Genomic DNA, 24,183 nt, shown 5'->3' on the forward strand with positions numbered 1-24,183 from the left:
ACGGAAAAATCAAGCTTTTGGAAGGAGCGCTGGAATATGAATCACCCGAATTTCAACGAAATGGCTGGCCGTCTGATGGTGGCACTCGATTATCCCGGAGCAGAGCAAGCACAGAAATTGGTACAAGCCTTAGAAGGCATTCCATGTTATCTGAAGGTGGGCATGCAGCTCTTTTACGCCGCTGGCCCGGACTTCATTCGCGAGCTGAAATCGAAGGGATACTCGGTATTCCTTGATGTGAAAATGCATGATATTCCAAACACGGTCCGTGGGGGTGCTGAAAGCATCACCCGATTGGGTGTGGACATGTTTAATGTGCATGCAGCTGGAGGTACAAGCATGATGCGTGCCGCCCGTGAAGGTGCAGAGGCGGCTCTGGCTGCTGATCCTTCTCTTCGCAGACCTGAGATTATTGCGGTTACCCAGCTGACCAGTACAAGTCAGGAAACGATGAATACCGAGATCGGCATCCAGGGCAGCGTTGAGGCAGCAGTAGTCCGTTATGCAGGACTGGCTCGTGAGGCAGGTCTCGATGGCGTCGTTGCTTCCCCGCTGGAAGTACCGGCAATCCGCGCAGCCTGTGGCAGTGATTTTCACACGGTCACACCCGGCATCCGCCCAGCAGGAAGCGGCCTGGGAGACCAGACTCGTGTCCTGACGCCGGGTGAAGCTATTGCCAGAGGCAGCCATTACATCGTTGTAGGTAGACCAATTACAGGCGCTCCCCATCCGCGTGAAGCGGCAGAAACCATTTTGAAGGAGATGTTGAACGCATGATCGAACTTAATGAGATTCCTAACCATATTGCTTCCCAACTGTTGAAAATAAAAGCGGTGGCGCTGCGTCCGCAGCAGCCATTCACCTGGACATCCGGCATCAAATCACCAATCTATTGTGATAACCGTCTAACGATGTCTTATCCTGAGATTCGTAACGACATTGCTGAAGCTTTTGCAGCGATCATTCGTGATCAATACCCCGATGCAGAGGTCATCGCAGGTACTGCAACCGCAGGTATCCCGCATGCTGCCTGGGTGGCGCAAAAGCTGAATTTGCCGATGGCTTACATTCGTGATAAAGCCAAAGGACATGGCAAAGAGAACCTGATTGAAGGTCTGATTACCGAGGGGCAGAAGGTTGTTGTCATTGAAGACCTGATCTCAACAGGTGGCAGTTCAATCAAAGCCGCTGAAGCAGTACGCGTAGCCGGGGCGACTCCACTGGCAGTACTGGCGATTTTCAGTTATCAGCTGGACAAAGGCATTAAAGCTTTTGAAGAAGCGGGAATTCCATTGCAAACCCTGTCCAATTACACAGCTCTGATGGATGTGGCTTTGGCTGAGGGGACAATCCAGGAGAGTGATTTTGAACTGCTCAAATCCTGGCGTGAAGATCCTTCTTCATTTGGTAAATAATATCATTCAAACCGGATTGGACGGTTTGCTTGTGAACGGTATCAAAATTGTAATGATTGCCGCCATAGAGGCAAATTCAGCGAATATTCAAGAGGCATCCCACTCGTTGGGGTGCTTTTTTCGTTTGTTCATCAAAATATTAACTTTTTCACGGGAACGTTGTAAAAAGCTTGTAACTTTTAGTTGTGATCCGTCGTTTATAATGCAGGGTAGTATGGAATAGATTTCTATTTTTAGTGTCTTGATGAAATGAATGGGATATGAAGAAAGGATGATCGTGATTGCTGGCATGAAGAAATTATTTTCCAAAATCAGACCTGCCAAGAGCCAGTCAGGCGAGGACAGTGCAGTCGGACACACGGAGCAGCAGGAACCAGTCGGGCAGGAGGAATCTGCATACATAAGTGAACCACAGAATACATCCATCGACCCGCACGACATAACCAGTGAAACAAGCCAGGAGGAAGTTGCGGTTGCAGCAGCTGAACCTGAAGTGAAGTCCAAGCCCTCCAAGAAGGATCTGTTGCCTCCATATGACGGGCCTGTGCTGGAGGTTCGCAATGTTCATCGCAGTTTCCAGACGGGTAGCCGTATTATTCATGTGCTCAAAGGCATCGATATGGAAGTGAACCCGCAGCAGCTGGTGATGTTAAAAGGGCGGTCAGGCTCAGGGAAAACGACGCTGCTCAATATGCTGGGCGGGCTGGATCAGCCATCCAGTGGAGACATTCTGTTCTCCGGTCAGCCTCTTCAGGATTGGGGTGACCGGCGGCGGACCGCATTGCGGCGCAGAGAAATCGGTTTTATTTTTCAGGCGTATGCGCTGATGCCCTTGTTGTCTGCCTGGGAAAATGTAGAGCTGTCGCTGCGCATGGCGGACGTGCCGCGTTCGGAATGGAAGGACCGTGTAGGTCATTGTCTGGATCTGGTCGGACTAACCAAACGGGTCAAGCACCGTCCATTCGAGATGTCCGGGGGAGAGCAGCAGCGGGTGGCCATCGCCAAGGCGATAGCCCACAGACCGAGATTATTGCTCGCGGATGAGCCGACAGCTGAACTCGATTCCAAAATGGGAGCACAGGTTATGGCTGTATTTCGCAATATTATTGAAGTTGAACAAGTAACGATCTGTATGACTACACACGATCCTACGATTTTGGAGGTTGCGGACCATGTTTATGAAATGGCGGACGGCAGATTTATCAAGTAAAGGGGCCGCTCCGAAGAGGGGGAAACGCGCAGCGCTTATTGTGCTTAGTGCGATAGTGGCTGCAACGATGTCCGGCTGCTCTTTGCTGCCGGCTGAGACAGAGGAAGAAGTACTTCCGCCGATTACACCGCCAACGATCTCCAAGAAGCCGGAATATGAAGTTCGGACGGAGACGCTGGAGAAGAAAGTAAGCGGAAGCGGCAAGATGATGAGCCAGAGGGAAGAAAAGGTGTATTTTACGCTGGACGGTATGCATATCAAAGAGTTGAATGTAAAACCAGGTGATAAAGTGAAAAAAGGTCAACTCCTCGCTGTTCTGGATGTAGAGAGCGTTGAGAAGGAAATTCGGGCCAAAAACCTACAGATTCGCAAATCGGAAGTGCAAATGAAGGAAACGCTTCGTAAACGGGATGAGATGGACCCGGTGGAGTTCGAAGAGTCCACGATTGCCTTTGAAGAGCTTCGTCAGGAACTCGCCGATCTGGAGGATCAATTGGGTAAAGCTACTTTGACCGCTCCATTCGGTGGAACAATCATTGCTGTGCAGGTGGAGAAGGGCGCGGCTGTCAAAGCTTATGACCCGATTGCAACCATAGCAGATACATCCAATCTGGTTGTCGCAGCTACGTTTGCCAAGGAAGATCTGGAGAAGTTCTCGGCTGGCATGAAGGCAGATGTGGATATTAATGGCGCAGGCAAAGTGGCTGGCAAAGTTAAAGTGATGCCTGTAGCCCAAGCGTCGGGAAGTGGAAGTGGAAGTGGTAACGGCGGAGGTTCGGGGGAAGGCGGAACGCCTCCAGCGAAAGAAAGCCTGGATCAATATGTTATCGTCTCGCTGGCGAAAATGCCCAAAGGGGTTGAACGCGGTACACCTCTAACGGTATCGATTGTCACGCAGCGTACAGAGAACGCGATTGTCATTCCTGTATCCGCACTGCGCTCCATCGGTTCAAGAACGTACGTGCAAGTGGTGGAGAGTGATGGAAGCAAGCGTGAAGTGGATGTAGAAGTCGGGCAGCAAACATCCACGGATGTGGAGATTCTGAAAGGTCTGACCGTTGGACAGAAAGTAGTGGGCCGCTAATGGGGCTGCCATTGCTTCGACTGTTGTTCCGCAAAATGTGGAACACTCGCTGGATGACGTTCAGCACACTGATCGGACTGATTGTGGCGGTAGCGTTCACCGTTAGTATTCCGATGTATGCCGATGGTGCGCTGAAGCGGGTCGTGGCCCAGACGCTGCAGGATAACAGTGAGGGACTGCCAGCCGGCTCGTTGCTCATGAGTTACCAGGCACCTGGTGGTGTGAAGACAGACACACGTGGTCTGGAAGAGGTGGATCGATATATTCGCGAGGATGTGCCCCGCGACATCGGTTTTCCTTATCATACGTATGTGAACTCCCGTTCCATCCGCAGCACAGAGGTAAACCCGGAAGACCCAACCAAAGTGGATGCCAGCCGGGTCCGCAGCATGAGTCTGGGTACGATGACAGGCCTGGATGCACAGGTTAATTATTCTGCGGGAGTGAAGCCGGGCAACCAGGTCAAGGACGATACGATTGAAGCGGTCATGCTGGAAGAGGGTATGTATCGTAACGATCTGCATATCGGAGATGTTCTGGAATATCCGATTTACAGCGGTCTCGATATTACGTTGCGTGTGAAGATTATAGGTTCCTTCAAAGCCGATGACCCTAACAGCCCGTATTGGGTACAGGGATTTGACGGGATGATGAACGGACTATATGTGGATGAATCGGTATTTAATAATGTTTTGTTAAAGGAAAAAGGGATCCCTCTTCAGAATTCACGTTGGTATTATGCATTTGATCTGAAAGAGATTCAAACGAGCCAGCTCTCGGGACTGACCTCTGTGCTGGAAAGGCTGGATATCGATCTGTATCAGCGGTTGAAGGATACGAAAGTGGACATCACCTTCGGGGATCTGCTGAAACAATTCCGCAGTCAGAGTCTGCAATTGCAGACCATGCTGTTCACATTGGCAGCACCGATGATTGCGATGGTCTTTTATTTTATTGCCATGAATGCTAGACAGTCGTTACAAAAGCAGGAAAGTGACATCGCAGTTCTGCGCAGTCGCGGAGCTTCTGCGAGGCAGATATTCTCTCTTTATCTGCTTGAAGGGATATTCCTGGGAGCGATTGCTCTTGTCATCGGACCGTTTCTTGGATGGTTTATGGCGAAAAGCATCGGTTCAGCGAGCGGATTTCTGTCGTTCGTGGATCGGAAATCCATTCCAATCGGAATATCCAAAGAAGCCATCCTGCTTGGCCTTATCGCCGTATTGGTGGCCATCATAGCCTCGCTCATTCCGGCAATAACCTATGCGCGTGCGACGATTGTATCGGCCAAGCGTAGGCAGGCACGTACGGACCGAGCGCCGGTATGGCAGCGCTGGTTCCTGGATATTGCGCTGCTGGGGCTCGCTGGATATGGATACTACCTGTTCTATGAACGGCAAATGTTGACGTTCCAGACCGGAATGACGACAGATCAGCTTCAGGTACAGCCGTTTCTGTTCTTTGTACCGGCACTCGCCATCTTTGCACTGGGACTGTTCTTCCTACGGTTGTTCCCGTGGATTTTGAAGCTCATCCAGCTGATCGGGCGCAAGCTTCTCCCGGTTCCACTGTATCTGACACTGACGCAGCTTTCGCGTTCATCATCTTCTTATTATCCTTTGATGATCCTGCTTGTATTGACACTCGGACTTGGTGTGTATAACTCGGCAGCGGCTCGTACGATTGATCTGAACTCGACCGAGCGCACGTTATACCGCTATGGTTCGGATGTTATTATGCAGACGGTATGGGAAGGCACACCTGAAGTTAAGCCAACGGGTTCCGGACAAAATGGAGGTTCAGGCGGCGGACAGCAGGGTGGAGGAAGCGGTAGTGGTGGTGCTGGAGGCGGAGGTAACGGCGGTGGAGGTGGCTCAGGTGGGGGCGGTGGTACTTCACAACCCACGAAGATGATCTATTCCGAGCCACCTTTTGAAGTGTTCCGCAGCCTGAATGGTGTCGAACATGCAGCGAGAGTTTTGCAAACGAAAGGCAACATTATTGTCTCTGGCAAATCAGGCGGACAGGGAATGCTGGTGGGGATCGACAATGTGGATTTTGCCCAAGTGGCGTGGTTCCGCAACGATCTGTTCCCGGCTCATCCTTATAAGTACCTTGACTTGCTTGGAAAATATGAAGGGGCCGTATTGATCTCTTCCAAATTTGCAGACAAATTCAAGCTCAAAACCGGAGACCTCGTCTCCATTGGTGTACAGGGCCAGGCGATTGAATTTGTGGTGTTTGGCATTATCCCTTACTGGCCTGCCCAGTACCCGGATCAGATGCCGTTTTTCATCGCCAATCTGGATTACATCTATGATCAGGTGCCTCTGATTCCATATGAGGTCTGGTTGAAGATGGAGCCGGATGCCAAAGTCGCTCCTTTGATGGAGAAACTTGCAGCAGAAGGCATTGAGTTATCGTCTGTACGCGATGTGCGTACAGAGCTGGTATCCCAGGGCAAACATCCGTCAAGAGGCGGGGTGTTCGGCATACTGAGTCTCGGATTCCTTGTGTCGGTGATTATTTCCCTGATCGGATACATTCTGTATTGGTTCTTTAATCTATCCGGGCGTGTAGTACAGTTCGGTGTTCTGCGGGCAATGGGGTTATCCCGCGCACAATTGAGCGGTATGTTGCTGTTGGAGCAGGTGTTCACCGCGGGGTTATCCATCATTCTGGGTATTGGCATTGGTCAGGTATCCAGTCGTCTGTTCCTGCCCTTCCTGCAAACGACAGATAATGTGTCCGCACAGGTACCTCCGTTCCGAATTGTATTTGAAGAGAAAGATATGCTGCAACTGTATGGTGTGACCGTGGTCATGCTGATCATTGGAGCAACGATGCTGCTGTGGCAAATCCGCAGGCTGCGGGTTCACCAGGCAGTCAAAATGGGAGAGGAGAGGTAAACGTGATCCAATGCGAAGGACTTGTCAAAATTTTTAAATCCAGCGATGTGGAAGTCGTTGCCCTTCAAGGTCTCAATCTGACTGTCAATCAAGGTGAAATGATGGCCATTATCGGCAACAGTGGGAGTGGTAAATCCACATTGCTCAACATTCTGGGTGGACTTGATCGTCCAACAGCCGGTACAGCCGTTGTCGGGGATTGGGATTTGCTGAAAATGACAGACGCCCAATTGGTCGAGTACAAACGTCATACCGTAGGGTTCATATGGCAAAATAACGGCCGTAACTTGCTACCATATCTCACAGCACTGGAAAATGTGGAAACGCCCATGATTTTGGGAGGCAAGCGAGATCGTGCCTATGCCATGCAGCTGCTGGAGTGGGTTGGACTGAAGGATCGGATGCACAACAAGCTGCATCAATTGTCCGGTGGGGAGCAGCAGCGGGTGGCGATTGCCATCTCGCTATCGAATCGCCCCAAGCTGCTGCTTGCCGATGAGCCGACAGGATCGGTGGATTCGGAGACATGTGATACCATCATGGGTATTTTTCGCAAAATGAACAAGGAGCTCGGGGTCACGATTGTAATTGTTACCCATGACTTAACCCTTGCTGGCAAAGTGGACCGGATCGTTGCGATTCGGGACGGCTTGACCAGCACCGAGTTTGTGAAGCGTAATCCGAATCTGGATGACGAGCATGGCTTGTCGGAGGCAGGAGCCCCGGATATTCATGAAGCTTTTGTCATTATTGACCGGGCGGGACGGCTTCAGGTGCCCAAGGAGTATCTGGAGGCGCTGTCCATCGATAATCGTGCGACATTGGAATTTGACGGTGAACGTATTGTCATTACACCGCCAAGATAATTTTAGAGGGGGAATTGGGAGATGAAGAACAGGTTTTGGGGAAAACGGGTGTTGGCCGTGTTGGCTACAGCCAGTCTGGCATTGCCGCTGATTGCGGGTTGTACAGCGAGTGAGTCCAAGGATAACGAGCAGCGTGTATTGCGTGTAGCGACGTTGTGGGGGGGCCAGGATGACAGCTATTTCCGTCAGCAGTTTACCGATGCTTTTGAATTGACACATCCAAATATAACGATTGAAGTTGTACCTGCGGTAGATCAGGGCAGCATGTATGGGTATGGTAACCAGGAAGAGCAGAAGGACGTTCCGGATACGATGGAGAGCTTGAAGAAGATAATGACAGGGGATAATCCGGTAGACGTCATCGTGGCGGATACGGCGACAGTCAAGTCGTTAATTCAGGAAAACATGGTGAAACAACTGGACCCACTGATGCAGGAAGACAAGTTTGACACATCGGATATTGTGCCGAGTGTTCTCGAAGGAATCAAGGATTTGGGAGATCAGAGCATCTACGCTTTGACGCCAACGTTCTCCTCTTCAGCTTTGTTCTATAACAAGGGTATGTTTGAAAAAGCAGGCGTGGAGCCTCCAACGGATAACATGACTTGGGATGATATTTTCAACTTGGGTACACGCCTTACCAAAGGTGAAGGAAAAGACCATGTATTTGGTTTCTCTTTCAGTACCTATCAAGGCGGTTCTCCATACTATACGATGTCGCAGTATTATAACTCTTTGCAGCTGAAAATTTTTGATGACAAAGCGGAGAAAATGACTGTAGATTCTCCTCAGTGGGAGAAAGTATGGAGCACGATAAGCAAACTCGCCTTAGATAAAGTCATCCCTAAAGGAGACGAACCGCAGGATAATCAGGATGAGAGTGGACGTTATAATCCGCTTCAGGGTGATCTGTTCCTGAGTAGCAAAACAGCCATGGTGATTGGAGATTACAGTTACATTAATCAATTGATTGATGCCAATAAAAATGCGGATAAAATGAAAGACTTTACGAAGGTAGACTGGGATGTTGTCACTCCTCCAGTTCATCCGGAGGCTCCTGAAATTGGAGGCAATATTTATCTGAGTAACCTCATGGCCATTAATAGTTCAGCTCAGAACCCTGATGATGCATGGGAATTGATCAAGTATATGAACAGTGAAGACTGGGCGAAAATCAAAGCTCGCAGCAGTTATGAGATGGTTTCCCGTAAGAGCTTCATTAAACCGAAGGATGGTTTGGATTACAACATCCAGGCGTTCTATACACTGAAACCTATACCTCCAACCAATACGAACTTGGATAAGATGTATCAAAAAATGCCGAACCTGTGGCAAGTAAGTGATAAGGGTATGGAATACTTCAATCAAGTTCTTGAGAACAAAAAAACACCAAAAGAAGCGCTTGGTGAATGGGCAGCCAAAGGGAACGAGATGTTGGAGAAGTTGAAAAAGAATCCTAAAGCCACGTTCCAATAAGGTTAGATGATTTTGTGATCAAATCATTTAGAAGCAGCCGCTGGAGATTTATATCTTCGGCGGCTATTTTTATGAAATTGGGGTATTCTACAAAAGCAGGGATAAATGATGACTTCAAGAAAGGACGAGTGGAATGCACTGGGTATATTTCAGCAAATTGTATGCAACTAAATTTCAGGCAGGGTGTCTTGCAAAACGGATGGAGCAGGATGGGTGGATTTACGGCCATAACGAGCCAGCTGAAGTGGAAGTATATCGTTCAAAAAAGGGGCGATATGGCGTACGTTTTATTCCCTAACATTACCCCTTGACTTATATAGTTGGAATGGTGTATATTAATTAAGTCGCTGTTTTAATATTTCTTACTGACGCGGGGTGGAGCAGCCCGGTAGCTCGTCGGGCTCATAACCCGAAGGCCGCAGGTTCAAATCCTGCCCCCGCAATTTAGTTTTACTGGATGATTCACAGCCATCATCTGAACGTTATACATTTTTGTTCAGGGCCCTTAGCTCAGTTGGTTAGAGCGGTCGGCTCATAACCGATTGGTCACAGGTTCGAGTCCTGTAGGGCCCATTCTCTCAAAACCCTTGCGTAGCAAGGGTTTTTTTCTGTCTTCATGTAGGATGGAGATAGAGAAGGAAGGATGACAACTTAAAATTATGAATGGTGCTAGTGCTGTTGGTTTTGCAGGGATTTTAACTATATTTATTTTCATTGGTCTGGTAGGTCTGATTTTATATGCTGTGTTTTCGATGGCCATAAAAAGATCTGGTTTAAGGGGGGAAATCTCAGGTTTGAAGCAAGAGGTTCGATTATTAAAAGAGAAAATGGAGAAAAACGATCATAACTTCGATTAAGAAATTCTAAAAAGAAAAATAATTCAAAGTTGAAGATTGTATATTTCAATCAGAATGAAACAGCTAATTTTGCAAAATTTGAAAGCTAAACGAAAGAGGCGCTGCCTTAACAATACGGGCAGTGTCTTTTTCATATGCCCTTTTTTCTAAACATCAGTGTCTGTCCAGGCCATATCTCAAATCTCACATATACTATCCTATCCCCGACAGAAGGAGGTAGATTCCATGAGTCAATTTCTCGATGCTAGAACCTCGCAGAATGCGAGTTTGGCTAACTCTATTGCGATCCCAATCCTCGTAATCAATACACCTCAACTGTTTGGTCAGATTGGTCTGCAAACAGCCGGTGCTGGTGCAAACCCACGGGTACAATTCAAAGGAACTGTTTCAGTGCAGCTTCCATTAGCCCTCGTAGGTGTAACGATAACAATTGTCAGAGGAACCTTGGCAACGGACCCTGTCATCTATTCTGCTACGTCCACATTCAGCTTGAGTGTTCTGGCTCCTCAGGTCATTACGTTCTCTGCGGATGATTTCAATCCACCAATAACACCTCAGTTGACGTACACTGCATTTATCAGCTCTAACTTGCTGGGTACGATCCGTGTAGGTCCTGAGAACTTTGATGGAGCGGTATATTCGGACTAACGTTGAGCGCCCTTGCCAACTGTTCGTTATAGATGGATCGTAAATGTATTAATGAGCAATGCCTGCCTTGATGAAGGCAGGTTTTTTTTATTTCACAAGAGTGTGGTTTAGCACTTCAATGGATCAGGCATCGTTTATGATATAATGCGTTAGAGATTAAGGGAACGGTCGATGAAATTATGAATGGAAAGCAGGTTTTCAACCAATGATGCAAAATGAAGGACAACGATTCCGCTTCAGTGAAGCTCCGGTATGGGACTGGCAGCGGGCATATTATGAACAGAAAGGGCTGCACGCTTGGACAGACAATCAGGTTCCGCAATATATTACAAGTAACCCTATGATTGCAATGGCGTATGCTGAGATGATTTTTGGTTTTCTACAAGATCTCGCCAGCAAAGGAAAGACGGCCGAGATGGTGACCATTCTCGAGCTTGGGGCGGGTGTAGGCCGCTTGGCGCACCAAATTCTGCTCAAACTGATAGAGTTGAAAGATTTTGCAGGCGTGGAGCTGCCTGCTTTTCGATATGTAATGACCGATCTGGTCGAAGATAATGTGTTGGGCTGGAGAGAGCATCCGTCCATGCAATCCTTTATTGAGCAAGGAATACTGGATTTTGCACGTTTTGACGCGATACAGGATACCGAGTTGAATCTGGTGGTGGCGGGTACAGTTATTCGACCAGGCGATCTGAAACAACCCTTGCTGTTGATTGCCAATTACTTTTTTGACAGCATTCCACAGGAATTAATTTATGTCGGTGAGGGTGAGGTATATGAGTGTGACGTACTCGTCCAATCTCCAGAGCATTCTATTCATTCCGAACCAGCTGAGTTACTGGAAAACATGACACTGAGTTATGAATACCGCCGTGCACCTGAGTACAGTGCGGAGAACTATCCGTATCAGGAACTTATCGCATTGTACAAGGAAGAGTTGGAGGATTCGCACATTCTGTTCCCGGCAATCGGTTTGTCCTGCCTCGAACGATTGAACAGGTTATCAGATTCAGGGTATGTGTTGATTACTGCGGACAAAGGGGACCATCGACTGGACAATTGGAAGTTTGCCGAGCCGCCTGAATTCGTACTCCATGGAAGTTTTTCTTTAACGGCGAACTATCATGCCATTCAATATGTAATGGAACAGCAAGGAGCCCACACTCGTTTTACAACACATCATTATAAGGATCTAAACGTGGGATGTATGTTGATGGTGGACGAACCGTTAGGGTACGTGAACACACGGCTGGCGTATCACCGATTTGTTGAACGTTTCGGACCCGATGACTTCTTCAGTATGAAGGAATGGATGGATCATCAGGTAGAGCGGATGGAACTGAAGCAGATTTTACCGTTCTGGCGTCTCGGCGGATATGATGCTGAGTTTTTGATTCATAGTGCCAACCGAATTTCGAACCTGCTACCGGATGCAAGCGATGAGGAAATGCTTGATATTCAGTCTGGAATCCACATCATGTGGTCTTCATATTATGTAATGGAGCGGCTAGGAGATGTAGCGTTTCTTGCAGGTCAGTTGTTATATGGGATGTATATGTATGAGGATGCCAAGCGGTTTCTGGAGCTGTCGTTAGGTGCTGATTCGAAAAAACAGAATTCAGCGGTGCTGTACGATTTGGCTGTGTGCTGTTATGAACTTGAACTGGAAGAAGAAACACTGGCTTACACGCGGAAAGTACTGGCTTTGGAACCTGATCATGAAGAGGCAATGGATTTGCTGAAAAGCTTCGAATGTCTATAAAGATTGAAACTTACTTCCCTTATCATCGTATTATTAGGATGACCACACAAAAATTTCCTGTATACGGAAGAGGAGATGAGTACATGAAAAAGGTTCTGACCATTTTGCTTTATCCACTTGCAGCGGTTGTGGGGGCGTTAGGTGCAAATTCAGCTGCGACTGGTAATTTGGTACTTTTTGCGAAAGATATAGCTACAGATCGAGGTTATGATGGGCAGGAGATTTATGATAGAATTGAACATAGAAACTCCTAACTACATATCATTTAAACTGTAAAAGTAATTGTTGGACGGAGCGATATGCCAAAGAGAATTACTCTTGAAGTGAAGTGTGATGAGCAGGAAGCCTGCCTCTACAACCTTTAAGCCGGTTTCGTACCTGATACAGGTATGAACCGGCTTTTATTCATGAATGGGGGATAAACGTTGAAGATTATTATTGGACAACCCAGGTTGGAACAACAATTGCTGCAGCTCGAAGCTGAATTGAAGCAACATCCTGAAGCGGATATATTGCTCTTTCCTGAAGGTTATCTGAATCAGAACGTGGAAGAGGCCAGTCGTCTGGCTGCTGCATATGGAACGATGATTGTATCAGGTCATCGCAGGTTGGATGAACGTCCCAAGGATCGTTCAATTATCATTAACAAGGCTGGGAAGATTGTGCTGGAGAAAGCGAAGTATACCCCTGCTGAGATCGTTAAGGAACAGGACTGGGTCATAAGCACCTTGTTATGTGATGAGTTGGTGCTGCAAGGTTTTCGCAACGAGAATATTGGCAGTGTGGATATCGTTATGCATTCCATTGGTGTGGGGATGTTCAGTGAAGAGCAGTATACAGAATGGGTTGAAGAAGCACGGCAGATAGCGATACAACATCAATGCATTGTAATGGGGACCAGCCATGCGGACGGTTCATATCGTGACAGTGAAATTTCAATTCCAATCGCCTATTGTATTGCCCCGGATGGTCAAGTAGTTTTGGTGTCCAGAAACGATACGCGTACTCGTTTGATTGTCCTGGATAAGCGAAATACAGCAGACTTTTATCGTGAAGTATCAGGAAATGATGTGAACATTCAAGTCATTCCTTCAGCATAATTCAACTGACAGAATAACATAATGATTGGGCCGGTTAGCTTGCCGTATAGCCCGGTCACTCATGTTCGAATCGACATATATTATGGCATACCTTGAAATTCAAAGGAGGCCAATCAAATGAGTGAAGTTGGATACGGTTGTGGCGGCAGTGTTGGTGGATTTGGCGGATGGACTTCCACAAGCGCAATTCTCGTACTCTTCATCCTGCTCGTAATCATCACTAAATCTTTCTGGGTGTAAGCCACAATAGAACAAGTTGAGGCCCTGGTTTCGTGTATGCTCCGTTGAGACTTCAGCGGGGCTTTTCTGCGTCTCTATGAAAAAAATGATATGATGAAAGAGATTTGACAACCGAAAACAATGTGCTTAAAATCACATAAGAGACTATTAATAGAGATTGAAGGGATAGCAATGCCGTTTATTCGTTTTAAAGGATTCACAGGGCCCCAACTGGAGGAAGTTGTACCCCGTATCACGGAGCAATTTGCTTTGATTACCAAAATTCCGCGGGAGAGAATGAAGGCAGAGCGTCATGACGTACAAGCCCTTACTCCTTCTCCGGCTTCAGTAGAGATTCTGATGTTCCAACGTGATCAGGAGATTCATAATCGGATTGCTTCCTCAATGCAGGCTATTTTGGAAGAAGCGGATTTGCCTGATGTGCATATTTTCTTCAATATACTGTCACCAGCGCTGTATTATAAACAAGGCAAGCCGTTGACAGATTACCGATTGGATTGAGAATAAAAGGGCTGCTCCGATATTGGTCGGAAGCAGCGGAGACGAGCAGATGTGTGCTCGTCTTTTTTTGATGCAATCATTTTACTTTTTGATCCGATTTAACCGGAAAGAGCACAAGGAGGATACAATGAATAAGGCACCGCCAATCAAATACACCAGCCGAACCCCCATTTGATCAGCAACCAGACCGAAGATTATCGTAGATATGCTCATTGCAGTGGAAAGAACAATCCCATGCGCTACGTATACCTTGGACAGGGATTCGACGGGCACACTGCTCTGAAAAGCGGTTTGCTGAGCAACATCGCGGATCTGATAAGCGGGACCCATAAGCACACATAATACCAGAGCAAGCCAAGGAAGGCTGTTTAAACCGTAAGCGATGGTCAGCAAGCTGAAAACCAGAGAGCCTATCTCCATACTGGAAATCAGGTGCTTCTGTATACGTGAGGCCAGGGCGATGGCCAGAATTCCCCCAAGAATAGTGCCGGCAGAATAGCTGGAGTTGATAAGTCCCCACCAACCTTCTTCTTGGCCCAAAGCTTTTTTTACAAAAGCAAGTGTGATAGCGCCGATCCAGATGGAGCCAGCAAGACCCTCAACCAGATCCATGAACGTTATCAGGCGTAACGACCGATTTTTCCACAGGATAAGCCAACCTTCCCTTAGTACATCCCATCTGGAAGTGGATTTCTCGACTTGTTCCTCCTTTTCGCGGGTAAGTGAGCTGATCGTAATCATTAGAAGCAGGACAGCCCAGGTTAAGCTTGTAGCCGCCCAGAATGTTTGTGAAGCCCCCCAGTGCATAACGATGAATCCTGTCATCGCATATCCAATGATCGTCACGGTCTGAGTAGAGAATGAGAGAAAACTATTCGCCTTCACCAGATCTTCTCCTTGAACCAATCGTGGAGTTAATGTGTTTATTAATGGAGATTCCCATCCGTCCAGGAACGAGAGGATCGCTATTCCCACAAGCAGAAGAGGAATGTGAGCAGTTAGATCGGTAAATGCGATGGCAATTCCGGTAATCATCAATGTTTTGGCTAAAGGAATACTAACAATCAGCCTGGAGAATGCGAAACGGTTCACAAGTAATGGTGCAGTAAAGCCTGCGACTATACGCGCTGACATTTGAATGAATGGAAACAGCGCAGCGTAAAGGACAGACCCGGTCTGACCGTAAATAAACGTCGTAATAACCATGATATATATAACATTAATGAGAGAAAGCAGCGTTTTTGCAGCCCAATATGGATAAAATGCGATGTTCATGCTAAGGTGTCCTTTCCACAACGATAATTATATATTACGGGTATCGTTGCAAACGCACCACAAACAAAGTTGTCATTTTCCCGTCATTGAAGCAGCAAAAAAAGCAGCTGTCCCAAGGAACAGCTGTCTTTCTGGTTTCTATTATTCAAGCCACAACGAGCGAAAAAGCGATAAGCAGCATCAACAGACTGGTCATTCTGGTCATCGCCATATAAGGTCTGCTGGGCTCAGCCTCTCCCCGGGAAATCCAGCCATAACGCAAGTACCAGCCAAATTTCGGGAAGCACAGATTGATGATACAAAGTGTCATGAATATAAAAAAGAGGGTTCTCATACCCGATCTTCCTTCCTCATTTTACATGACCGGCTCAAAATTAACGTTTACGTCTTGTGAAAAAGAAAACAAGCAAAATAATAATAATAACGATTAATAAAAATTTCATGAGTGACCTCCTGATGACTTGATAAGTATTTTGAATGTATTTATCAGATATTACCCAAGGAACACATGACTTGAATAACTATGTTACAATTAATTATATTGTTTTTTATATAATCACATACCATTGGTTTATCGATAGCTTCATCAGGAGCGTGAATACAATAAAGTTTGGTGAAATGAAGGAGGAAGCATGACTAAATACAATCAACTCGCTATACAATGGGAATTTATTATCTCTAAGATTAAATCTTCCGTGACCGTAGTCGATGCTACTTTGCCTGATTTCCCGCTAATGTATGTAAATGAATATTTTACCCAATTGACTGGATACAGTGCGGACGAGTCAATTGGACAGAATTGTCGTTTCCTGCAAGGGCCCGATACGGACCCGGAAACCGTACAGAAAATTCGCGAAGCGTTGAAGAAAAAGCAGTCGATCAAGACGGAGATTCTGAACTATACGAAGCGTGGACAGAAGTTCTGGAATGAACTGAATATTGATCCTATTTTCGATGATTCAGGGGAATGTCTGTTTTTTGTAGGGATTCAATACGATATTTCGGAGCGGAAATATGCCGAGCAGCAGTTGCGGATGGCAGCTTCGATGACGGAAATGAACAGTAGGGGACAGCTGGAGTTCATTGGGAAGCTGAACCATGAACTTCGCACGCCGCTGAACGGGATTATGGGCATGATCGAACTTGTCGGCATGGGGGATAACAGTGAGGAGCAGAAAGAGTATCTGGAGCTTGCGCGCCAGTCAGGGGAGGCTCTTCTGAACATTATCAACAATAGTCTTGATATGGCCAAGCTCGGCAGAGGGAAAATGAAAGTGGAGCAAATCGAATTTCAGCCGTTGAAGCTGATTCAACAGATTATTAAAACGCATGAACCCGCGGCGCAGAATAAACGAATTCGCTTGCTCTGTCATGCGGATCTGGCTATTCCTGATGTACTCACGGGTGATCCTCTGCGTCTCCGACAAGTGCTGGATAACCTGCTCAGTAACGCCATTAAATTTACGGAACAAGGTGAAGTGCAATTACAGATAGATGTTGAGGAGCAGCGAGGGGATATCGTTATCCTTGTATTCACTGTTCATGATACGGGAATCGGCATTCCGGATAATAAAATTAATCAATTGTTTGAAGCATTCACGCAGACGGACGTCTCCCACGCACGCAAATTTGGCGGCAGCGGACTTGGACTCAGCATCTGTAAAGAGCTGCTCGAATTGATGAATGGTCAAATTTCGGTGGAGAGTATCGAGGGGAAAGGAACGAAGTTTGAGGTTACCTTGCCTTTACTTCGACAACAGGCGATTCCTAACGTGGGGTAGTCTATACAGAACAGCCGAGCATGTCGGCTGTTTTTTTATGTTTTTTTATATTGTTTAGCGAACTGGCGTTCTGGTATAATTCAAGTGTTGAATGGGGGAGAAACAGCATGAGTAAAAGACGCAGAAGCAGAAAGAGCAAGGGCAAGCAACGATTTAAAAAGCAGATATTGACGCTGGTGGCCATGTTAATGGTAGCTCTCTATGCATGGGTTGGAGGAGAGTGGTCTCTGGATATACCGTCCCAATTCGGGGGAAGCAAAGGGAACGTAGATCATACCATCACATTCCCGGCAGAGCGCTATCCCGAGACGGCCAATCATATCAAGACGGCCATCAAGGCAGGGCATTCGGATGTATGCACCATTGATCGCAGTGGAGCTGAGGGTAATCGGGATTTGTCACTCAAAGGTGTTCCGGTCAAAAAGGGGAAAGATCGGGATGAATGGCCAATGGCGATGTGTGCGGAAGGCGGAGCGGGTGCGGATATCCAATATATTAGCCCCAAAGATAATCGTGGTGCAGGCTCATGGGTGGGAAACCAACTAAGTACATATCCGGATGGAACACGAGTAAAGTTTGTGGTGAAATAACGACAGGCTATGAACGAGAAAGCACTTGATACAGAAGTGTCTTGAGGCTTTGAAAGAGTGTGGTACAAAGTATGGGGCAAAAATAAAACCAGACGTCGATGCGTCTGGTTTTATTTTATGAAGGGCGAAATAAAGATGTCTAATTCACGTATAAATACATGAAATACTTGTTCCCTGTTTACAGATCAGCCGTGCACAACTGCATCCCGCTTAAATGATGAGAGCGGATAGTTAACAAACGAGTGACTTGTTCGACTTCGTCGAATGGAATCCACAGGCTTCCGTGAACTGTCCGTAAGGAAAGAATGGAAGCATCGGCTGTACGTTCCGGAAATCCAGTTACCGTTTGCCCACTTGTATTACGGACGATAATTTGTTGTTTGCGCCGAATGGCAATTTCTACCTCTTTTTTCATATGTCATTGCTCCTGGTTATGGAATAGTAATTCGATATGTCAATAATTTCAATGGTTAATTTGTCTTCTTTATCTAGTCTATCAGAACTAGGTATAGATTTCCAGATCAGAAATTATATTTTACATAGGTGAAAGGACTTATTACATGTGATCCGTTTTTGAAGAAGCAACCAGGGGTTATATAAGGGTAAAAGGAGGGGACGTATAATGACACAATTGCTGATCGGACTTGTACGCACAGAGAATGAAGCCATTATCATGCTGAATAAATTAAAAGAGGAAGGCATAGCAGATAAATATTTGGGCGCGGTAGCCAAAGAACAGGTCAATCTCGAATTGGTAAGCGAGAAGACTGGTTTGCCGATGCCCCTGAAGGGCGCAGGAACAGATGGCGCTTTAGGCGTACTTAAAGGGGTACTTGCTGGTCTGGGCAAACGGATGGATCAGACGATGTCCATCGGAAAAGCGGTACGCAAGCTCGCAGGCAACGAGATTGGAAATGAGACGGATGATCTGGTGCTTACCTTAACAGAAGCAGGGGTCTCCGAAGAAGATGCGAATTACTATGAAGATTGGCTGCTGCAAGGGCATATCCTGGTGGTGGTGGAATGCAGCGAGGAAGAGGCAGACCGAATTGCACCTATTCTTCTTTTTTAGTTTAATTTAAGCCTGATTTTAGGTTTTTTTAATGTTGGGGAGGTATTCTTATTTCACACCTCCCTTAATATAGATGGTTCAAAGAAAGTTCGGGACCGCAACTCGAACTTTCTAGGCACTGCTCGCTAACGCTGGCAGTGCCTGTTTTATTTTTTTTTTGGATAATTTTATCTTAAGGTATTGCAAAGTTATAAATTTCATGGTAAGATATTTCTTGTCGCCAAGAAATACATACCCATGCCGGGGTGGCGGAATTGGCAGACGCACAGGACTTAAAATCCTGCGGTAGGTGACTACCGTACCGGTTCGATCCCGGTCCTCGGCATTATAAACAACCCTGAAATCCCTTGTCTCATAAGGGATTTTTCTTTTTTTTATGGATTTGAAATAGCATGCCTAATTCAAAGGGAACGAGTGGATTTTTCCTCTTTGGGGACGGATTGGGGACGAACTTTAGGATCGAATACATCGAGGTGTGCTGTTGTTTTTCGACTTAACTTCTTGGTGACATGAGCATATGTGTCTGTGGTCACCTGAGATGTCGAGTGTCGCAATCGATGTTGGATCTCCTTTATAGATGCTCCCTGACCTAGCAAATAGGTTGCATTCGTATGACGCAGCCCATGTAGAGACACGTTTCGGAATCCGTTCCGATCACACCATATTTTCCACTGTTGAGATGGTGAAGTGTGGTAATAGGGTTTTCCTGTCCCTGAATGGAACACAAAGTTCCTATCTCCGCCTTTCCATTTCCCCTGTGCCTTTGCCTCAAAACGTAATTTGCGCATGGCTTTGAGATGAACAGCGAGTTGATCCATATACCATTGTGGCATATCTACATAATCGTCGGACGCTTCGTTTTTTGTGTCTGTAATGTCTGCCTGTCCATTCTGGGTATGCGAAATACTCTCATCGATGCGCAAACGGTTATTTACAAAGTCGCAGTCGTCCTCATCCAGCGCAATTAATTCACCACGCCTGAAACCTCCAATAATGGCTCCAAGGAAATAAAGTTTCCAGTGAGTATCGCTATTGATCAATGTATCAATAACCTCAGTGGCTTCCTCTTCTTCGAAAAAGTTCTTCCTGTCCTTTCGGGCTTTCTTGTCTTCCTTACTTACCTGCGGACGCTGAATACCGTCCAAGGGATTCTCATTTAGGACTTTCCATTCTACAGCTCTTTTGAATATGCTCATGGTTACATCATAAATGTATTGAATTGTGCGAGAACTAATGGTCTCTTTACCGCCTCGTTTGTCAATTCGGGCACCAGGCTTCCTTAAATCATTGAAAAGCGTTACGAGCCTCATTGTGGTGATCTCATCAATCCTTAAATGTCCGATGACTGGTAATACATGATTCTCAATTTTAGAACAGTGTGATAAGAACGTCGTCCGCTTTAATCGTGGTTCGGCGTCTTTGGGTTTCCATTCGTTTTCGTAGAACTCTTTGAATGTGAGCTTTGAGGGTGCGATGTAACTGCCGCTAAGAACTTCTTGCTTAAACTTGGCAAGCTCATCATCTAAATAATCTTTGAGCTTTTTAGTTGTTTTCAGTAGTGCCTTGTCTTCGACAGTTATAGTCTTACGTGGGCGATTACGGCTGCCATCATTGTTTAGCCCCAAGTCTACTGTGAGTCGCCACTTGTTTTCCCCTCGTTTTTCTATACTTCCTTTTGCCACTTCTTTCCCTCCGTTTCGAACATCAGTTCTGTTTTTGTGTATGGTAAACAGCCTTGCGGCTGGAAAGCGCAAAGTTACATTTCCAAGTTATGCAGTTGCTTTGGTACGCCGCATCTTAATAAGTAAGCCTCTCGTGTTTCTCCTGATTGGCGCTCAATAGAATGAGTTAGAAGTTTCACTGCAAATATATTGGCTTGTCGTTCATATTTCCCAAGGTTGAAAAATGTATGCTCATCAATCCAGAATTGGCTCATGCCTGAATGGAGTCGATCATGTCCAAGCTCGTGGGCACATACTACACGTTGCCACTCCTCAGACAGGCCATTATGAATAACAATAAACCGCCTTCGTAACCGCTTGTAGTAAAACCCCCTAGTACCAGGATCAAACTCAGCATGTCGGACTAATATGTTCAGACCTTTGGCGATTACAAAAGGATCGTTTGTTTTGAATCTACGAACAAGCTTGTGAATGATGTCATCCAACAGAGTCACCTACTCTTCGTCTTTAGGCTTGTTCTTGCGACCATAAGTTTTCTTGTTTAGTTCTTTAGCTTCCCAAAGCAATCCAGTAAGGATATCCATGGCTCTTTGTCGTTTTTCTTCTGTGATTGGCACGCCATCAAACAAGACGGGTTGATCTTCTTCAAGAATTTTCTTAATGTCCGCTAGATCTTTAGGAGTAGCCCAATCAGGAGACGGCTGCTCTTCTTCCTGATCCATAAAGTAATCGAGTGGTTTACTGAAAAAATTTGCAATTGCTTGAAGTGAATCAATTTGAGGGTGCTTTGTTTGTCCGGAAAGAATCTTAGTAAGACCTGTATAGGAGACACCAGTTTCTTTAGAGAGTCGGTATTTAGTGATACCTTGTTCATCCATTAGTTCTAATATCTTTTCTGCTAAATCCACCTAAAATGCCTCCTATATATGACTCTAATGTGTTATAACTCTATGAAGTTATAATAAAACAGAAAAGGGAGATAAGTCAAGCGATTCAAAGTAAACGGGAGAGAATGTCGGATTTTGTAACTCTTTCGGGTTATAACGCCGATTGTATATAACACCATAGAGTTATAGTATGTGTTCAGGAGGTGATCACATGGGGTTGGAAATCGAAGCAAATATTAAAAGGATGATTGATAAGAAGGAATGGACAATCTACCGCCTATCCAAAGAAAGCGGAGTTGCCGTGTCGGCCCTTTACAACATTGGAAAGAAAAAACAAGGACCATACGCGGAGACATTAGTAAAACTGTCTAATGCCCTGGGATGTACCGTTGATGATTTGGTAAGAGGTCATATCTAAAGTGCATTATAGCACACTTGGAAAGGAGAGTTCTTATGGATAAAATGCTAGGCGCTCTTGAAGATGCTATCAGGTCTATCGTGAATGAGCAAGTGGCCATAGCTGAGAAAAGGCTCAAAGCAGAGTTTTCTGGGCTAATAGACAAAACGCTTGACGTAATCGAAGCAGCAAAGCACATAGGTGTTTCCGAAAAACTGATTTATCGTATGTGCCAGGAAGGAAGAATACCCCATGAACGTTACGGGGCAACCGGTTCAAGAAGACCCTCAATAAAATTCCGTCTTGCTGATTTGGAAACTTGGAGAGCTGAGCAGAGGGCGGCTAATTACTTCAGAAAAGAAGAAAGAGTCCAATAGCAGCATAAGAAACGATGTATTGTGCCAGTAACGATGTGTTGGAACGTGTATGAACTGAAGAAAGGGGTCCAATGAATGGAAACGATCAATTGGTTTGCATGGGTCCACCTAGAAAGCCTGATGCAGTTCCGCGAAAGTGGGTTCGCGATGGATGCAGGCAACTGCTGGTTGGACAAAGAAATATCCGATCTCAAGTTTGATCTTGGAATAGAGGAGGGGGAGAGAGTTGCCGAATCATCAACAGTTGCAACGGCGCATCAGTTTCCTGCAGCAGATGCAAGCTGCCGATCCGGAAACATCGAGTTGGTTCGATGAATCTATCAAGCACCTGATCAATGAAGAATTTAATAAAGAATCTGATTAAGGGGAAATAGTAGTCGCCCTGAAGTCGTATCAAGACAGAACCCCCCGGGCTAAGTATTAAATCAGGTTCTGCCTAACAGGTAATCCCCGGATACATCAAGTGCGTCCGTTAACCGTACAAGATTCTTATGTCTGGGTTCAAACTTTCCGTTCAACCAGCGCTTCACTGTGTGGGGTGATACGTTGGCAATCATGGCTAAGGCTACATGGTCTAAATTGCGATCTTCCATAGCGGCGGCTAACCGTATGGAGAAATCAGAGTTGAAAAAGAAGAAAAAGAAGAAGACACATCACGCTCCATTCGCCCGGAGGGTTCTGCCTTGATACGACGACGATAGGACACTAACAGTTTAGCATATTTTAGGAAGTTGATAGACAAGCAACATTGTACTGGAACATTAATGAAACGGTATGTTGGAACAGTTGGGAAATAGAACTTTGACAAGGAGGTGCAGAGGTGAATAATCAGCGGCGGGAATTACGTAAGCGGCATAACGAAATCTGTAGGAAAATCCTCGACGAAACAGACTTTTATCGGATTAAGGAACTTCAAGTAGTGCGGAAGGAAATAGAAGTAGAGCTTCAGCGTACTGAAGGCGAGCCACCTATAAAAGAGAAAAAGCAAAAGCCGAAACGTCATATTGGGAATTGTCCTTTATGCTTCCGGCGGATCGAGTATGGAGAAAGTTATGTTCAAGTTGGCAAGTTGACTTATTGCAATGATCGACATCTTAAGGAGTACAAAGCTCTTATAAATGAAAAATGACCACGCCTGGACCGCGTAGTCATTGGTTAAACACTTTGGAAAAATTCTACGGCAATCATATCAAATTTCAAATAACAACACAAGGAGGTAAGCGGTGGATATAAACGATTATCTCCGTGAACTGAATACGTCACGTACCAGTGCGGATCAAATGGGCGAGTACGTTAGGCAGATTAAGCGTCTCCGCGAGGAAGCTGATCAGTACGACGAATACTCTCCTGGCGGAATGGTAGAGAAAATCCGTCTGCTTACTGATGCCCACATGATTATGGGTCGTGTTTCGGCTCAGAAGGATGGAGATTACGCCAAGATACACGTATTGCGTGACAACGTTGATGCTGAGGCAAGAGCGACAGCCAAACGCGGTGAGAAGGAAGTAGCTGCTGCACGTGCTACTGCTGATCTTCGAATGATCGAAGCTGATGCGCTGGAACAAAAGGCTTATTGGAAGAACGAGCTTAATTCGGTGAAGGAAAAGATTTATGAGCTGCGCCTACGGGTGCGGATTGAAATGCATATAACAGGAGGCGGAGTACATGGCTGAGTTCGGATATAACCCTGCGCCTAAACCAAAATTTAAGCGCCGTAAGCCCACTCAGGGCCAACACACGGCCATTACGGTCAAAGTGGATAAGGAAGTATACAGACGTTCCAGTGAGGCGGGATACACGAAATGTGAGCGTTGTGGTTGCAGTGTACCGCGTTACCGTTTTGAACGTGCGCACATGATTAATGCAAGCCAGTACGGTACGGGACGTTCACCGTGGAACATCGTCGTCCTATGTGGTCCGAAAACGGCCACGGGAACTTGCCATAACTGGGTGGATGAAACCGCCGATGGTCGGGCGTGGAAAGTGGACAAGCAGGCAGAGCTTTACATTTATTACACAGTCGGAGACGGCAAGCAATTTTGGAAGTAGGACAT

At 46.2% G+C, this 24,183-nt stretch carries 30 protein-coding genes and 3 tRNA genes; 26 read left to right on the plus strand and 7 right to left on the minus strand.

The window, feature by feature from the left end; all coding sequences use genetic code 11:
• Positions 1–36: 36 nt before the first annotated feature.
• The 16 genes from pyrF to HW560_RS15515 all read left to right on the plus strand — a co-directional run bounded on the left by pyrF (position 37) and on the right by HW560_RS15515 (position 14,068).
• Positions 37–777, plus strand: a complete 741-nt coding sequence (pyrF, locus tag HW560_RS15445) for an orotidine-5'-phosphate decarboxylase (RefSeq protein ID WP_090901433.1) — start codon at positions 37–39, stop codon at positions 775–777.
• Positions 774–1,415: an orotate phosphoribosyltransferase gene (pyrE, locus tag HW560_RS15450; protein ID WP_090901429.1), complete on the plus strand. Its 642-nt coding sequence runs from the start codon at positions 774–776 to the stop codon at positions 1,413–1,415. The genes pyrF and pyrE overlap by 4 nt, the downstream gene beginning before the upstream one ends.
• Before the next feature lie 271 nt (positions 1,416–1,686).
• Entirely contained in the window at positions 1,687–2,625 is a 939-nt protein-coding gene (locus HW560_RS15455) for an ABC transporter ATP-binding protein (protein ID WP_257031938.1), read from the plus strand.
• Positions 2,588–3,709 (plus strand): efflux RND transporter periplasmic adaptor subunit, encoded by a 1,122-nt coding sequence (locus tag HW560_RS15460; protein WP_090998248.1) that lies wholly within the window; start codon positions 2,588–2,590, stop codon positions 3,707–3,709. Before HW560_RS15455 ends, HW560_RS15460 begins: the two co-directional genes overlap by 38 nt.
• Positions 3,709–6,618, plus strand: coding sequence for an ABC transporter permease (locus tag HW560_RS15465; RefSeq protein ID WP_179263769.1), 2,910 nt, complete (start codon positions 3,709–3,711; stop codon positions 6,616–6,618). Before HW560_RS15460 ends, HW560_RS15465 begins: the two co-directional genes overlap by 1 nt.
• Positions 6,619–6,620: 2 nt before the next feature.
• Positions 6,621–7,484 (plus strand): ABC transporter ATP-binding protein, encoded by an 864-nt coding sequence (locus tag HW560_RS15470; protein WP_063567873.1) that lies wholly within the window; start codon positions 6,621–6,623, stop codon positions 7,482–7,484.
• A gap of 21 nt (positions 7,485–7,505) precedes the next feature.
• Positions 7,506–8,960 carry an ABC transporter substrate-binding protein gene (locus tag HW560_RS15475; RefSeq protein ID WP_090901415.1) on the plus strand — a complete coding sequence of 485 codons (1,455 nt, stop codon included), beginning with the start codon at positions 7,506–7,508 and terminating at the stop codon, positions 8,958–8,960.
• A gap of 369 nt (positions 8,961–9,329) precedes the next feature.
• Positions 9,330–9,403: transfer RNA gene (locus HW560_RS15480), tRNA-Met, on the plus strand.
• A 56-nt stretch (positions 9,404–9,459) separates the two neighbouring features.
• Positions 9,460–9,533 (plus strand) — tRNA-Ile (locus HW560_RS15485).
• Between the two features lie 86 nt (positions 9,534–9,619).
• On the plus strand, positions 9,620–9,817 hold the full coding sequence (locus HW560_RS15490; RefSeq protein WP_090901412.1) for a hypothetical protein: 198 nt from the start codon (positions 9,620–9,622) through the stop codon (positions 9,815–9,817).
• 225 nt (positions 9,818–10,042) lie between these two features.
• A complete protein-coding gene (locus HW560_RS15495) occupies positions 10,043–10,465 on the plus strand; it encodes a hypothetical protein (RefSeq protein WP_090901409.1) in 423 nt (140 codons plus the stop codon).
• Between the two features lie 205 nt (positions 10,466–10,670).
• A complete protein-coding gene (locus tag HW560_RS15500; RefSeq protein ID WP_179263771.1) occupies positions 10,671–12,227 on the plus strand; it encodes a tetratricopeptide repeat protein in 1,557 nt (518 codons plus the stop codon).
• An 83-nt stretch (positions 12,228–12,310) separates the two neighbouring features.
• Positions 12,311–12,481 (plus strand): hypothetical protein, encoded by a 171-nt coding sequence (locus tag HW560_RS15505; RefSeq protein ID WP_177185770.1) that lies wholly within the window; start codon positions 12,311–12,313, stop codon positions 12,479–12,481.
• Positions 12,482–12,652: 171 nt separating this feature from the next.
• On the plus strand, positions 12,653–13,327 hold the full coding sequence (locus HW560_RS15510) for a carbon-nitrogen hydrolase family protein (RefSeq protein ID WP_256222179.1): 675 nt from the start codon (positions 12,653–12,655) through the stop codon (positions 13,325–13,327).
• A gap of 117 nt (positions 13,328–13,444) precedes the next feature.
• Positions 13,445–13,567, plus strand: coding sequence for a hypothetical protein (locus HW560_RS33860; RefSeq protein WP_256222178.1), 123 nt, complete (start codon positions 13,445–13,447; stop codon positions 13,565–13,567).
• Positions 13,568–13,738: 171 nt separating this feature from the next.
• Complete coding sequence (locus tag HW560_RS15515) at positions 13,739–14,068, plus strand: DUF1904 family protein (protein ID WP_179263773.1); 330 nt, start codon at positions 13,739–13,741, stop codon at positions 14,066–14,068.
• 81 nt (positions 14,069–14,149) lie between these two features.
• Here the strand turns inward: HW560_RS15515 and HW560_RS15520 are convergent, their stop codons facing one another.
• Both HW560_RS15520 and HW560_RS15525 read right to left on the minus strand, forming a co-directional pair.
• Positions 14,150–15,343: an MFS transporter gene (locus HW560_RS15520; RefSeq protein WP_179263775.1), complete on the minus strand. Its 1,194-nt coding sequence runs from the start codon at positions 15,341–15,343 to the stop codon at positions 14,150–14,152.
• 145 nt (positions 15,344–15,488) lie between these two features.
• Positions 15,489–15,677 carry a DUF6199 family natural product biosynthesis protein gene (locus tag HW560_RS15525; protein ID WP_090901397.1) on the minus strand — a complete coding sequence of 63 codons (189 nt, stop codon included), beginning with the start codon at positions 15,675–15,677 and terminating at the stop codon, positions 15,489–15,491.
• A gap of 298 nt (positions 15,678–15,975) precedes the next feature.
• Here HW560_RS15525 and HW560_RS15530 point away from each other — a divergent pair, with 298 nt between their 5' ends.
• Both HW560_RS15530 and HW560_RS15535 read left to right on the plus strand, forming a co-directional pair.
• Entirely contained in the window at positions 15,976–17,124 is a 1,149-nt protein-coding gene (locus HW560_RS15530; protein WP_179263777.1) for a sensor histidine kinase, read from the plus strand.
• Between the two features lie 107 nt (positions 17,125–17,231).
• Positions 17,232–17,714 carry a NucA/NucB deoxyribonuclease domain-containing protein gene (locus HW560_RS15535; protein WP_244192757.1) on the plus strand — a complete coding sequence of 161 codons (483 nt, stop codon included), beginning with the start codon at positions 17,232–17,234 and terminating at the stop codon, positions 17,712–17,714.
• 178 nt (positions 17,715–17,892) lie between these two features.
• Here the strand turns inward: HW560_RS15535 and HW560_RS15540 are convergent, their stop codons facing one another.
• Positions 17,893–18,129, minus strand: a complete 237-nt coding sequence (locus HW560_RS15540; RefSeq protein ID WP_099858489.1) for a hypothetical protein — start codon at positions 18,127–18,129, stop codon at positions 17,893–17,895.
• Between the two features lie 207 nt (positions 18,130–18,336).
• Between HW560_RS15540 and HW560_RS15545 the strand changes: the two genes are divergently transcribed.
• Positions 18,337–18,786, plus strand: a complete 450-nt coding sequence (locus HW560_RS15545; RefSeq protein ID WP_090901387.1) for a general stress protein — start codon at positions 18,337–18,339, stop codon at positions 18,784–18,786.
• Between the two features lie 239 nt (positions 18,787–19,025).
• Positions 19,026–19,111 (plus strand) — tRNA-Leu (locus HW560_RS15550).
• A 76-nt stretch (positions 19,112–19,187) separates the two neighbouring features.
• Here the strand turns inward: HW560_RS15550 and HW560_RS15555 are convergent.
• The 3 genes from HW560_RS15555 to HW560_RS15565 all read right to left on the minus strand — a co-directional run bounded on the left by HW560_RS15555 (position 19,188) and on the right by HW560_RS15565 (position 21,376).
• The gene (locus HW560_RS15555) at positions 19,188–20,468 is read right to left on the minus strand and encodes a site-specific integrase (protein WP_179263780.1); all 1,281 of its coding nucleotides are present in this window, start codon (positions 20,466–20,468) and stop codon (positions 19,188–19,190) included.
• A 74-nt stretch (positions 20,469–20,542) separates the two neighbouring features.
• Positions 20,543–20,953: an ImmA/IrrE family metallo-endopeptidase gene (locus HW560_RS15560; RefSeq protein WP_179263782.1), complete on the minus strand. Its 411-nt coding sequence runs from the start codon at positions 20,951–20,953 to the stop codon at positions 20,543–20,545.
• A gap of 9 nt (positions 20,954–20,962) precedes the next feature.
• On the minus strand, positions 20,963–21,376 hold the full coding sequence (locus HW560_RS15565; protein WP_179263784.1) for a helix-turn-helix domain-containing protein: 414 nt from the start codon (positions 21,374–21,376) through the stop codon (positions 20,963–20,965).
• Between the two features lie 190 nt (positions 21,377–21,566).
• Between HW560_RS15565 and HW560_RS15570 the strand changes: the two genes are divergently transcribed.
• The 3 genes from HW560_RS15570 (at position 21,567) to HW560_RS15580 (ending at position 22,493) form a co-directional block, all read left to right on the plus strand.
• Positions 21,567–21,773, plus strand: coding sequence for a helix-turn-helix domain-containing protein (locus tag HW560_RS15570; protein ID WP_179263786.1), 207 nt, complete (start codon positions 21,567–21,569; stop codon positions 21,771–21,773).
• Positions 21,774–21,808: 35 nt separating this feature from the next.
• Positions 21,809–22,129 carry a helix-turn-helix domain-containing protein gene (locus HW560_RS15575; protein ID WP_257031940.1) on the plus strand — a complete coding sequence of 107 codons (321 nt, stop codon included), beginning with the start codon at positions 21,809–21,811 and terminating at the stop codon, positions 22,127–22,129.
• 226 nt (positions 22,130–22,355) lie between these two features.
• Positions 22,356–22,493 (plus strand): hypothetical protein, encoded by a 138-nt coding sequence (locus tag HW560_RS15580; protein ID WP_179263788.1) that lies wholly within the window; start codon positions 22,356–22,358, stop codon positions 22,491–22,493.
• Between the two features lie 61 nt (positions 22,494–22,554).
• On the opposite strand, the gene HW560_RS34425 is transcribed toward HW560_RS15580, so the two are convergent.
• On the minus strand, positions 22,555–22,740 hold the full coding sequence (locus HW560_RS34425; protein ID WP_373565000.1) for a helix-turn-helix domain-containing protein: 186 nt from the start codon (positions 22,738–22,740) through the stop codon (positions 22,555–22,557).
• Positions 22,741–22,949: 209 nt separating this feature from the next.
• On the opposite strand from HW560_RS34425, the gene HW560_RS15590 reads away from it, so the two are divergent.
• From HW560_RS15590 to HW560_RS15600, 3 genes are all read left to right on the plus strand, one after another.
• On the plus strand, positions 22,950–23,258 hold the full coding sequence (locus tag HW560_RS15590) for a hypothetical protein (RefSeq protein ID WP_179263792.1): 309 nt from the start codon (positions 22,950–22,952) through the stop codon (positions 23,256–23,258).
• Positions 23,259–23,352: 94 nt separating this feature from the next.
• Positions 23,353–23,802, plus strand: a complete 450-nt coding sequence (locus HW560_RS15595) for a hypothetical protein (protein WP_179263794.1) — start codon at positions 23,353–23,355, stop codon at positions 23,800–23,802.
• On the plus strand, positions 23,795–24,178 hold the full coding sequence (locus tag HW560_RS15600) for a hypothetical protein (protein ID WP_179263796.1): 384 nt from the start codon (positions 23,795–23,797) through the stop codon (positions 24,176–24,178). Before HW560_RS15595 ends, HW560_RS15600 begins: the two co-directional genes overlap by 8 nt.
• The last annotated feature ends 5 nt before the right edge of the window (positions 24,179–24,183 follow it).

Origin of the sequence: Paenibacillus sp. E222, from assembly GCF_013401555.1 — a bacterium.
GTDB lineage: Bacteria > Bacillota > Bacilli > Paenibacillales > Paenibacillaceae > Paenibacillus.

What these genes read in the sequence shown, in the direction of transcription:
- HW560_RS15490 (WP_090901412.1), top strand. Translation starts at nt 9,620, where the DNA reads ATGAATGGTGCTAGTGCTGTTGGTTTTGCAGGGATTTTAACTATATTT.
- HW560_RS15475 (WP_090901415.1), top strand. Translation starts at nt 7,506, where the DNA reads ATGAAGAACAGGTTTTGGGGAAAACGGGTGTTGGCCGTGTTGGCTACA.
- HW560_RS15515 (WP_179263773.1), top strand. Translation starts at nt 13,739, where the DNA reads ATGCCGTTTATTCGTTTTAAAGGATTCACAGGGCCCCAACTGGAGGAA.
- HW560_RS15500 (WP_179263771.1), top strand. Translation starts at nt 10,671, where the DNA reads ATGATGCAAAATGAAGGACAACGATTCCGCTTCAGTGAAGCTCCGGTA.
- HW560_RS15575 (WP_257031940.1), top strand. Translation starts at nt 21,809, where the DNA reads ATGGATAAAATGCTAGGCGCTCTTGAAGATGCTATCAGGTCTATCGTG.
- HW560_RS15545 (WP_090901387.1), top strand. Translation starts at nt 18,337, where the DNA reads ATGACACAATTGCTGATCGGACTTGTACGCACAGAGAATGAAGCCATT.
- HW560_RS15525 (WP_090901397.1), bottom strand. Translation starts at nt 15,677, where the DNA reads ATGAGAACCCTCTTTTTTATATTCATGACACTTTGTATCATCAATCTG.
- HW560_RS15465 (WP_179263769.1), top strand. Translation starts at nt 3,709, where the DNA reads ATGGGGCTGCCATTGCTTCGACTGTTGTTCCGCAAAATGTGGAACACT.
- HW560_RS15570 (WP_179263786.1), top strand. Translation starts at nt 21,567, where the DNA reads ATGGGGTTGGAAATCGAAGCAAATATTAAAAGGATGATTGATAAGAAG.
- HW560_RS15460 (WP_090998248.1), top strand. Translation starts at nt 2,588, where the DNA reads ATGTTTATGAAATGGCGGACGGCAGATTTATCAAGTAAAGGGGCCGCT.
- HW560_RS33860 (WP_256222178.1), top strand. Translation starts at nt 13,445, where the DNA reads ATGAGTGAAGTTGGATACGGTTGTGGCGGCAGTGTTGGTGGATTTGGC.
- HW560_RS15600 (WP_179263796.1), top strand. Translation starts at nt 23,795, where the DNA reads ATGGCTGAGTTCGGATATAACCCTGCGCCTAAACCAAAATTTAAGCGC.
- HW560_RS15495 (WP_090901409.1), top strand. Translation starts at nt 10,043, where the DNA reads ATGAGTCAATTTCTCGATGCTAGAACCTCGCAGAATGCGAGTTTGGCT.
- HW560_RS15520 (WP_179263775.1), bottom strand. Translation starts at nt 15,343, where the DNA reads ATGAACATCGCATTTTATCCATATTGGGCTGCAAAAACGCTGCTTTCT.
- HW560_RS15455 (WP_257031938.1), top strand. Translation starts at nt 1,687, where the DNA reads ATGATCGTGATTGCTGGCATGAAGAAATTATTTTCCAAAATCAGACCT.
- pyrE (WP_090901429.1), top strand. Translation starts at nt 774, where the DNA reads ATGATCGAACTTAATGAGATTCCTAACCATATTGCTTCCCAACTGTTG.
- pyrF (WP_090901433.1), top strand. Translation starts at nt 37, where the DNA reads ATGAATCACCCGAATTTCAACGAAATGGCTGGCCGTCTGATGGTGGCA.
- HW560_RS15505 (WP_177185770.1), top strand. Translation starts at nt 12,311, where the DNA reads ATGAAAAAGGTTCTGACCATTTTGCTTTATCCACTTGCAGCGGTTGTG.
- HW560_RS15535 (WP_244192757.1), top strand. Translation starts at nt 17,232, where the DNA reads ATGAGTAAAAGACGCAGAAGCAGAAAGAGCAAGGGCAAGCAACGATTT.
- HW560_RS15540 (WP_099858489.1), bottom strand. Translation starts at nt 18,129, where the DNA reads ATGAAAAAAGAGGTAGAAATTGCCATTCGGCGCAAACAACAAATTATC.
- HW560_RS15530 (WP_179263777.1), top strand. Translation starts at nt 15,976, where the DNA reads ATGACTAAATACAATCAACTCGCTATACAATGGGAATTTATTATCTCT.